This window comes from Gluconobacter sp. P5H9_a (assembly GCF_018812085.1).
GTDB lineage: Bacteria > Pseudomonadota > Alphaproteobacteria > Acetobacterales > Acetobacteraceae > Gluconobacter.
This window is the reverse complement of the sequence record NZ_JACRVW010000070.1, coordinates 1-576: the sequence shown is the minus strand read 5'-3', so window position 1 is coordinate 576 and position 576 is coordinate 1. Positions and strand designations below refer to the sequence as shown.

Genomic DNA, 576 nt, shown 5'->3' with positions numbered 1-576 from the left:
ATTACCATATTTGGTTAAGTATTTTGATAAGAGGAAATTATACAGTGCTTACTGACAAAGAAATTAACGATGCCAAAATTGGCTTCAAGTACCAACATCCATCAGACATTCTTCACGAGCATGAAGACTGTATTAGGATGGCGTATGAATGGTTAGATGCTCAGACAACAATAAAAACAAAACCAAAACACAGTAGAGCTCTAAAGCATATTATAGAAAAATGGGCAGGAAGATATATATCTCAATCAGACGTAGAAATAGCTGCTTATTTACATCCAAAAATAACAGGGAAATACCCAAATTTTAATTTAAGCGCCAAGTTTACACGCCCACTAGACTCAAGATTAAATGGTATAGGCCAAGCTTTTACTCAAGATTATAGAGACCGATTTGATCCTAAGGTATATTCTAAATCCGAGTAATATTTATACCTGAGCAGCCTGCGGCGCTAGCGCGCTGCATTCGCTCTGGGTCTGCACCAATGTTTTTTTCTGATTATTCTGTCTGCTCATGAAGCAAAGAAATTTTAGCGGCTAAAACTACCGTTTTCCGGTAGTATCAATGTCTGAACTTGAT

Annotated in this window: 1 protein-coding gene; it reads left to right on the top strand. The window is 37.0% G+C overall.

Annotation, left to right across the window (positions count from 1 at the left end):
- Nucleotides 1-422: hypothetical protein (locus KP708_RS15520; protein WP_215757259.1), on the top strand; the 422-nt coding region annotated here is incomplete at its 5' end.
- Nucleotides 423-576 lie beyond the last annotated feature (154 nt).